General features: G+C 60.9%; 8 protein-coding genes. All 8 read right to left on the reverse strand.

Annotation, left to right across the window (positions count from 1 at the left end; translation table 11 throughout):
- Positions 1-138: 138 nt before the first annotated feature.
- Positions 139-675 (reverse strand): carboxymuconolactone decarboxylase family protein, encoded by a 537-nt coding sequence (locus tag WBB95_RS22875; protein WP_401208206.1) that lies wholly within the window; start codon positions 673-675, stop codon positions 139-141.
- Between the two features lie 73 nt (positions 676-748).
- On the reverse strand, positions 749-2,269 hold the full coding sequence (locus WBB95_RS22880) for a 4-hydroxyphenylacetate 3-hydroxylase family protein (protein WP_017337763.1): 1,521 nt from the start codon (positions 2,267-2,269) through the stop codon (positions 749-751).
- Between the two features lie 162 nt (positions 2,270-2,431).
- Positions 2,432-3,286 carry an HpcH/HpaI aldolase/citrate lyase family protein gene (locus tag WBB95_RS22885; protein ID WP_424489636.1) on the reverse strand — a complete coding sequence of 285 codons (855 nt, stop codon included), beginning with the start codon at positions 3,284-3,286 and terminating at the stop codon, positions 2,432-2,434.
- Complete coding sequence (locus WBB95_RS22890) at positions 3,286-4,479, reverse strand: CaiB/BaiF CoA transferase family protein (RefSeq protein ID WP_424489637.1); 1,194 nt, start codon at positions 4,477-4,479, stop codon at positions 3,286-3,288. The genes WBB95_RS22885 and WBB95_RS22890 overlap by 1 nt, the downstream gene beginning before the upstream one ends.
- Positions 4,480-4,489: 10 nt before the next feature.
- On the reverse strand, positions 4,490-5,650 hold the full coding sequence (locus WBB95_RS22895) for an acyl-CoA dehydrogenase family protein (RefSeq protein ID WP_033037529.1): 1,161 nt from the start codon (positions 5,648-5,650) through the stop codon (positions 4,490-4,492).
- A 97-nt stretch (positions 5,651-5,747) separates the two neighbouring features.
- Positions 5,748-6,605 (reverse strand): FAS1-like dehydratase domain-containing protein, encoded by an 858-nt coding sequence (locus tag WBB95_RS22900; protein WP_424489638.1) that lies wholly within the window; start codon positions 6,603-6,605, stop codon positions 5,748-5,750.
- Positions 6,606-6,619: 14 nt separating this feature from the next.
- Positions 6,620-8,386, reverse strand: coding sequence for a dihydrolipoyl dehydrogenase (gene lpdA / locus WBB95_RS22905; protein ID WP_424489639.1), 1,767 nt, complete (start codon positions 8,384-8,386; stop codon positions 6,620-6,622).
- Between the two features lie 10 nt (positions 8,387-8,396).
- On the reverse strand, positions 8,397-9,617 hold a 1,221-nt coding region (locus WBB95_RS22910), incomplete at its 5' end, for a dihydrolipoyllysine-residue acetyltransferase (protein WP_424489640.1).

The raw sequence follows: 9,617 nt of genomic DNA on the forward strand, positions 1-9,617 counted from the left end.
GCCAATGACCTGTTCGTAAAAATCGCGACTGGCTTCCAGGTCACGCGAAGTGATGACGGCGTGACTTGAGCGGGTGATATTGAACGGCGGGTAATAGACCGGTGTTGGCAATGGCATGTTAATTCTCCTGATGTCTTTTCAGAGCCGAGTGAAATCGGCCTCGTTGCTCAACTCGAGGGGGCCAGTCAACCGACCGGTCATGTTGTACCAACCAATATTGAACAGCAGCGCCACGCTCTGCTTTTGCCCCAGGCCCAGGTAAACGTCTTCCCAGACCTTGTCGCTGACCTGCGCCGGCGCACGGGTTGCGTCCCGGGCCAGGCGCAGCACGGCCTTCTCCAGATCGGAGAACAGCGCGCTCTTTTCAAAGTCCCACAGCGCTTGCATCTGTTCCTTTGGCACGCCTTCCTTAAGGGCCCGATTCCAATGCGGATCGTGTTCGTAATGGGTGCCCATGGTCTGGCACGCCATGACGATGGCCATCTCACGCAGTTTCGGATCGATGCCACAGCCGTTGCGCACCGCGTCGGCCATGGGAATGAAAACCTCGAGAATCTCCGGGCAAGTCGCCAGGGTGCGAAAGATCTGCGCATTCGGCGCGTGGCCACGCTTGGCGCGCAGCAGCGCAAAGGCTTCGGGTTCTTCGTCGGGGGTGGGCAGCTGGATACGAGGCATACAAAACTCCGCAAATTATTATTTTGGTCGCTTGCCGCAGCATCGTTATCGCTGGGGCTACAGCAGGCTTCGCTTATTGGCCGTTGATGCGCTGATCCCATTCGCTATTGCGATCAAGGAACGCCCACACACGGTCTTGCGCCTCACGAGCACCGGGATAGCGTTCGCCACGCATTTGCGCATTGCGCCATGGATCGCCCGAGAAGAACTTTTCGTACAGGTTCTGGCGCCCCGCGAACGACGAGCAGGACGCGTCCCAGGCCAGCCGCAACAGCTGCATTTTGCGTTCGGCGGGAATATCCGCCCCGGCGCAATAACGTTCGATGGCCGGGCCGTTTTCGCTGTAGAGATCCTCGACCGTTGGCGCCACCACCACGTTGCCAGCACCGAGCAACTGGAGGATTTCCAGCGCCCGCGCATGCATCGCCGGGTATTGCGCGCGCACCACATTCAGCGGCTGCTCGTACGGCACAACGGTGCCACCGGGGCCCGGCACGCAGTCGATTTCAGCGACACGAATCATCGCGCGCAGGGTTTCGACATAAGCGACCAATTCCGACAGTTGCACCATGACGTTGGGGAAGCGGCTGTGGTTCACTTCGGTCAGGTTGTAGGCGATGCCCAGCAGGAACTCCATCTTCGCCAGCGACCGCGTGGCAGACTGGTGCGAACCGTGCGGGCCGGATGGCGACTTCATTGCCGATTCAACCGCTTTGATGCTGCGGTACATGAACACCCGTTCCCACGGGATAAACGCCTCTTCAAACCACAGCACGGCGTCCATTTCGTCCATGCGTCCGGTCAGCGGGTCGTTGGCGAACCGGCCCTTCGCTGGCAACGAAGGACGGCAAATCATCTTCATCCCGGGGGTATCGATAGGTGCTGCGAAACCCACCGCGTAGGCTTCGGCATCCGCCACCAGCGGGAATTTCGCCGCCGCCGGCATGATCAGCACTTCGTTGGCCAACGGGCCGAGGGTGGCCACCGAACGCGCGCCGGACACGTAGATACCGGCATCGGATTCGCGCACCACACGCATGACCATGTCGCCCGGCTGCTCGAACATTTGCAGGCGCTTGTCGATGTCCGGCGACACCAGCGAGTGAGTCAGCGCAAGGTCGTTTTCGCGGATGAACTCATGGTATTTGAGAATGTTCTGACCGAATTGCTCACCGCCGGCAGCGAACAGTTCGTGCGCAGAGGCGTGCGCGCTGACCATGACGTTAAGGAAGTCCGGTGTGCGGCCCATCATGCCGCCGACCGCGTCCATCCAGGTCTTCATCATTTCCCGGCGCAGACGCAGATCGTCAGCCGAACGCGGCAACATGAACGAGCGACCGACGCGCGCACCGGAGGTCGGTGATTCGAAGGTCATCTTGTCCTGCAGGGCGGGATCGCACTGGATGTCATACAGATCAGCGATGGATTGAATCGCGCCACGGAAACGGCGATCCACCGTCACGTCCTTGATGCGCTCGCCATCAATCCACACGGAGCGACCGTCTTGCAGCGAGGCGATGTAATCGGCCCCGTTGCGTACTCCATTGCGGGCTCCACTCATGGCCATCGGTTTTTTGTTTGCGTTATTTTCCATGGGTCATGCTCCTGCATTTGAAACATTTGGCCTGCGGCGGGACTATCCGGCGCAAGGCGAATTCGGCTGCGGTTGCCACACCTCGATAGTATTGAGCTGGGCCGCTTTTAAGAATTTGTGAATGGGCCGAAGTGTTGTTCCGAAATAGAAAAGAACGACGCTTCAGGTAGCGAGACCAAACTCCGCCGCCAAGGCAAGAATGTTCCGCGCCCGCGCCATCACCGGCGCATCGATCATCCGGCCGTCGAGCACCACCACCCCGCCGCCGGCCGCGTCACCGAGCTGGCAAACGGCTTGCGCCCATTCAATGTCCTGCGCCGAGGGCGTGAAGGCCGTAGCGGATTCCGTGACCTGGCTCGGATGAATCAATAACTGGCCAGTGAACCCGTGCCGCCGCGCACGAGCGGCGTACCGGGCCAGGCCTGGTTGATCACCGATGGAGGTGAACACGCCATCGACCGGCGCAGGCAATCTCGCCCTTTTGCTCGCAAGCACGAGCATGGCGCGCCAAGGCAGAAACACCAGTTCTTCGGGGTCTGATTCGTCGGGGATCAGATCGAGCTCGACGGCCAGATCCAGCTTGCCGAACATCAACCGCGCGCAACCCGGCGCACTGGCGATATGCGCCAGGGCGTCAATGCCTTGCACGGTCTCGATGATGCACAACTGCGGTTTGCCGGTGACATGGTGGGCGTGCTGCACCTGCGCCGCATTGTCGGCTTTTGGCAGCATCACGGCAGCGATGCCGGTGTGCCGGCAGGCCGCCAGATCATGCTCATGCCACAGCGTGTCGGCGGCATTGATGCGCACCATCACAAGCTCATCGGGATGCTCATCCAGCCAGGCCAATAAGGCCAGGCGCGCCGTCGGTTTGTCGACTGGTGCCACCGCGTCCTCAAGATCGACCACAACGACGTCGGTACCGCTGGCCAGCGCTTTGCCAATGCGTTCCGGACGGTTCGCCGGTACGAACAGAAAGGTGCGCGCCCGCGCCAGATTCAATTGTCGAATCGCCATCACACTACCTTCCTGTCGCGCAGTTCATCGGCGCGGTCGGCATAACCCAGTTCACGAAGAATCGCGGCGGTATGTTCCCCGAGTGCCGGCACCGGCCCCATGCGCGCGGGATGCTCACCGCCCATGCCCGGTGGTTGCAGTGCGGGTATCGGGCCGGCGGGCGTGTTCACGGTGGTCCAACGCTGACGTGCGGCGAGTTGCGGATGGTTCCAGATGTCGTTCATGGTGCTGACGTTGGCATTGGCTATGTCAGCGGCATCGAGGCGAGTCATCACTTCATCAGTGCTGAGGCTGGCGAAGTTCTGCTCGATCAGTTTGCTCAAGACTTCGCGGTTGGCGGTGCGCAGCGCGTTGCTGGCAAACCGCGCATCCGTGGCGAGTGCTGCGTCGCCCAGTAACTTGTCACAGAACACCGCCCACTCGCGTTCGTTCTGCAGGCCGAGCATGACGGTACGGCCATCACCGGCGCGGAACGGCCCGTAGGGGTAAATCGTCGCGTGGGAAGCACCGGTACGGTGCGGCGGCTCCTGCCCTTCGTAGGCGTAGTACATCGGGAAGCCCATCCACTCGACCATCGCATCAATCATCGCGATCTCGATGCGCCGGCCACGACCGGTTTTACCGCGTTCGATCAGCGCCGCGAGGATATTGGTGTAGGCGTACATGCCCGCCGCAATGTCGGCGATGGAAATACCGGCCTTGACCTGCTCCTCCGGTGTACCTGTGATAGACAGGAAGCCGGCCTCGCTCTGAATCAGCAAGTCGTAAGCCTTCTTCTCGGTGTACGGTCCGCCCTCGCCGTATCCCGAAATGTCACAGACGATCAGCTTCGGGTGTTTCGCAGACAGTGCTTCAAACGAAAGCCCCAATCGGGCAGCCGCGCCCGGCGCAAGGTTCTGCACCAATACATCGGCTTCGGCCAGAAGCTTCATCAGAATCTCCTGTGCCTCGGGTTGTTTCAGGTCGAGCGCAAGGCTCTCTTTCGAGCGGTTGACCCAGACAAAATGCGAGGCCAAACCATCGACGCGCGCGTCATAGGCGCGGGCAAAATCGCCGCTGCCCGGACGCTCGACCTTGATCACGCGAGCGCCCTGGTCAGCCAGATGTCGCGTGGCCAAAGGTGCTGCGATGGCGTGTTCGAGCGAGACCACCGTGATCCCTTCTAGCGCAAGTACCGGTTGGGTAGAAGCCATAACGGAGCCCTCAGAAAGAACGCGGCAGCCCGAGCAAGTGCTCGGCGACGTAGGAATAGATCAGGTTGGTGGAGATCGGCGCGACTTGGTACAGCCGGGTCTCTCGGAACTTGCGCTCGATGTCGTATTCATTGGCGAAGCCGAACCCCCCGTGGGTTTGCAGGCAAACGTTGGCGGCTTCCCACGATGCTTTGGCGGCAAGGTACTTGGCCATGTTGGCCTGGGCGCCACAGGGTTGGTGCGCGTCGAATAGCTGGCAGGCCTTGAAACGCATCAGGTTGGCGGCTTCGATCTCGATGAAGGCGTCGGCAATCGGGAATTGCACGCCTTGGTTTTGCCCGATGGGACGGTCGAACACCACGCGTTCGTTGGCGTATTTGACCGCGCGCTCCATGAACCAGTAACCGTCGCCGATGCATTCGGCGGCGATCAAGGTACGCTCGGCGTTAAGCCCGTCGAGAATGTATTTGAAGCCCTTGCCCTCCTCGCCAATCAGGTTTTCCTCTGGAATCTCCAGGCTGTCGAAGAACAGCTCGTTGGTCTCGTGGTTGACCATGTTGGGGATTGGCTGCACGGTCAGGCCCTTGCCGATGGCGTCTTTGAGGTCGACGATGAAAATCGACATGCCTTCAGACTTGCGCTTCACCTCGGTCAACGGCGTGGTGCGTGCGAGCAGAATCATCAGGTCGGAGTGCTGCACCCGCGAGATCCACACCTTTTGCCCGTTGACCACGTAGCGGCCGTCTTTCTTCACGGCGTTGGTCTTGATCTTGGTGGTGTCGGTGCCCGTGGTTGGCTCGGTGACCGCCATCGACTGGATGCGCAACTCGCCGGCCGCAATCTTTGGCAGGTACTTTTCTTTCTGCGCGGTGCTGCCGTTACGCAGCAGCGTGCTCATGTTGTACATCTGGCCATGGACCGCGCCGGAGTTACCGCCAGACCGGTTGATCTCTTCCATGATCACCGACGCCTCAGTCAACCCCAGACCCGAGCCGCCGTATTCTTCCGGGATCATCGCCGAGAGCCAGCCCGCGCTGATCAGTGCATCGACAAAGGCCTCCGGGTAGGCCCGCTGTTCGTCGATCTTGCGGTGGTATTCGTCTGGAAACTCACTGCACAAGGCACGGACGGCGTCGCGGATTTCCTGGTGTTCATCGGGGGCGTAGAGCATGGTCATGTCGGTTTCCTGTCTTGTTTGTAGGGATCGCGGCGCAGCAGTGCCCTTGGCGCTTCTGCACAGCGGCACCTTTTTTGAAAACGCTTGGGGGTCAGTCGAACGTGACTTCAGCTTTCATCGTCGAGCGCCTGTTGCAGTCGGTCCAAAGATCGGCGCTGCCCGGGCCGGTGAGCTGGCCGCACACTGCAAAGTCCGCCGTGTCGAACAGCGGGCCGATCGCGCGGAAAGCGAAGCGTCGTATGCGCTTGTCCGGGTGCGCCGCGCGAAACGCTTCGAGCAGCAATGTCGCGGCCAGCGGGCCCTGCACGACGAGGCCTGGATAGCCTTCTTCCCCGGTGGCGTAGGGCTTGTCGTAGTGAATGCGATGGCCGTTGAACGTCAGTGCCGAATAACGAAACAGCAATACCGGGTCGGGATGAATCAGCCGGCGGAATTCGCCAAGGCGCTCCGTCGCTTCGCCGGCAAGGGGCGCTCCTTGAGGCGCTGGCTGGCGGTAGACAATGTCCTGTTCCTCCACCACACACACACCACGCTCACCAGAAACCTTGTGCTCGACGGTGACAAACAGCAGCTCGCCATTGCGGCCGGATTTGCGCTCGCAGCGCAGGATGCGCGAAACCCGGGTGACGGCTTCACCGACGCGCAGCGGTTGCTCGAAGCTCAAGCGCCCGCCGGCCCACATACGGTTGGGCAGGTTCACTGGCGGGAGGAAACCACCGCGTTGCGGATGCCCGTCGACGCCAATTTCGCTGTGTCGGGCATTTGGCGAGAAGTACACCCAGTGCCACAAGGGCGGTAACTCGGCGCCGACTTGAACTGAATCGGAATCAAGGTCGAGCGTCGCAGCCAGCGCCTGTGCCGTGCGTTGATCGATGCAGTCACTACGCAGTTCCTCGCGGCCCACCCAGTGGGTCAAGTCCGCCAGGGTTGCCTCATTGCAGGCATTCATGGTCATTCCCTCCTTCACGCGTCTTTGCGACGTGCCGCAGGCAAGTCGGTGCAAGTGCCATGGGCCACTTCTGCGGCCATCCCCACGGTTTCACCCAGTGTCGGATGGGGATGGATGGTCTTGCCGATGTCCTCTGCATTGGCGCCCATTTCGATAGCCAGGCACACCTCGCTGATCAGGTCGCCCGCACCGGTGCCGACAATGCCTCCACCGACCACTCGATGCGTTTCGGCATCGAACAAAAGCTTGGTGAAACCTTCGTCGCGACCATTGGCAATCGCGCGTCCGGACGCTGCCCACGGGAAAACCGCGGCCTCGACTTTGATGCCTTTGTCTTTGGCTTCTTGCTGAGTCAGGCCGGACCAGGCCACTTCCGGGTTGGTGTAGGCAACGCCGGGAATCTGCAACGCCTCAAAACGGCTGCGCGTCAGTTCTGCGTTGTTCAGGGCTTCACCTGCCGCGACTTCAGCGGCGACATGACCTTCGTGAACGGCTTTGTGGGCCAGCATCGGCTGGCCGACGATGTCGCCAATCGCGAAGATGTGCGGCACGTTGGTGCGCAGTTGCTTATCGACGGGGATGAAACCGCGTTCATTGATAGTGACACCGGCCTTCTCAGCATCGAGCTGGTTGCCATTGGGTTTACGACCGACCGCGACCAACACCAGGTCGTAGCACTGGGGTTCTGCGGGTGCTTTTTCACCCTCGAAAGTCACCCAGATGCCCTGCTCGCTGGCCTCGGCTTTCACCGTGCGGGTGTTCAACATCAGGTGATCGAAACGACGGCTGTTGTGCTTTTCCCAGACTTTGACCAGATCGCGATCCGGGCCTTGCATCAAGCCGTCCAGCATCTCGACCACATCGATACGCGCACCCAGCGCCGAATACACCGTGGCCATTTCCAGACCGATAATCCCGCCGCCCACCACCAGCATACGTTTGGGCACAGCTCTGAGTTCCAGCGCACCGGTGGAGTCAACGACGCGCGGATCCTGCGGCATAAACGGCAACTTGACGGCCTGACTGCCAGCGGCAATCACACATTGTTTGAAGCGAATCACCTGTTTCTCGCCCGTGTGCTCCTGGCCGGAACCGGAACACAGCGCGACCTCGATACGGTGCGAATCGAGGAACCGGCCAACACCGCGCACGACTTCGACACTGCGCCCCTTGGCCATGCCGGCGAGGCCGCCCGTGAGCTTGTGGACCACCGATTCTTTGTGCGCGCGCAGTTTGTCGATATCAACCTGTCGGGCACCGAAGTCAATGCCCAGTGACGCCAGAAGCGGGACTTCCTCCATGACCGAGGCGATATGCAGCAGCGCTTTGGAAGGGATGCAACCGACGTTCAGGCACACGCCGCCCAATGCGGCGTAGCGCTCTACAATCATGGTTTTGCGGCCCAGATCGGCCGAGCGGAATGCAGCGGAGTAACCACCGGGGCCGCCGCCGAGCACCAGTACGTCGCACTGCAACTCAGCGCTGCCGCCGGTTGCAGCCGCTGCTGGCGTTGGCATTGGCATTGGTTGAATGGCCGACTCATGCGATTCCAGCGTCAACAACACCGCGCCTTCACCGACCTTCTCGCCAACCTTGACCCTTATTTCCTTGACCACACCGGCGGCAGACGACGGTACATCCATCGTCGCCTTGTCGGATTCCAGCGTGCAGATCGCGTCATTGACTACTACCACATCGCCAACCTTGACCAGTATTTCAATCACCGGTATGGCGGCGGCATCGCCGATACCGGGCATCTTCACTTCGATAATCTGACTCATGGCCATTTCCTCACAGCGTAATTCGACGGAAATCTGCCAACAGAGCCGCCAGATGCTGGAGGAAGCGTGCTGCCGCCGCGCCATCGACAACGCGGTGATCCCATGACAACGCCATGGGCAGAATCAGTCGCGGCGCGAAGGCGTTGCCCTCCCACACCGGTCTGATTTGCGCGCGGGTGACGCCGAGGATCGCCACTTCCGGCGCATTGATAATCGGCGTAAAACCGGTGCCGCCAATGCCTCCCAGGCTGGAAACGGTGAAGGTTCCGCCGCTCATGTCGGCGGGGCCCAACTTGCCGTCCCGGGCTTTGCGCGCCAGTTCGGCGCATTCGGTGGCGATCTGGCCAATGCCTTTCTGATCGGCATCGCGAATCACCGGCACCACCAGACCGTTCGGCGTGTCAGCGGCAAAACCGATGTGGAAGTACTGCTTGAGAATCAGGATCGGCTCGCCGTCTTCGTTGCCCAGCGAACTGTTGAACGACGGGAAGGCTTTCAAGGTGGCGACCGCGGCCTTGATCAAAAACGCGAGCAGGGTGTACTTGATCGCGTCCTTGCCGCCTTCCAGATTGAGCTGCACGCGAAATGCTTCCAGCTCGGTAATGTCGGCTTCTTCGTTGTTGGTGACGTGGGGGATCATCACCCAGTTGCGGGCGAGATTTGCGCCGGAGATCTTTTTGATACGCGACATCGCGACCTTCTCGACCGTGCCGAACTTGGCAAAGTCGATGTCCGGCCACGGCAGCAAATTGAGTCCACCGGTTTGATCGGCACGCGGCGCGCAACTGTCCAGACGCAGCAGAGCGTCCTTGACGAAACGCTCGATATCTTCACGAAGCAGTCGCCCGCCCTTGCCGGTGGCAATCGCGCGGCTGACGTCCACGCCCAGCTTGCGCGCATAACTGCGTACTGACGGGCTGGCGTGAGGTTTAGGTCCGGAAATACTCACCGAAGGCGCAGGCGCTTTGGCGGCGGCTGGCTGCGGAGGAATGTTGACGATGGGTTCGGCCACGACCGGGCTAATGACGGACGTTTGCGCAACCGGCGCTTCATCAATCGCCATTTGCAACGTGAGGATCGAACTGCCCTTGGAAACGCGATCGCCTTCCTTGATCGTCACCGCCACAACGGTGCCGGCACCAGGGCTCGGCACGTCCATCGAGGCCTTGTCCGATTCCAGCGTCAGCAGTGGGTCATCGAATGCTACTTTATCGCCCGGTTTGACCAATAC

This window comes from Pseudomonas sp., from assembly GCF_049645325.1.
GTDB lineage: Bacteria > Pseudomonadota > Gammaproteobacteria > Pseudomonadales > Pseudomonadaceae > Aquipseudomonas.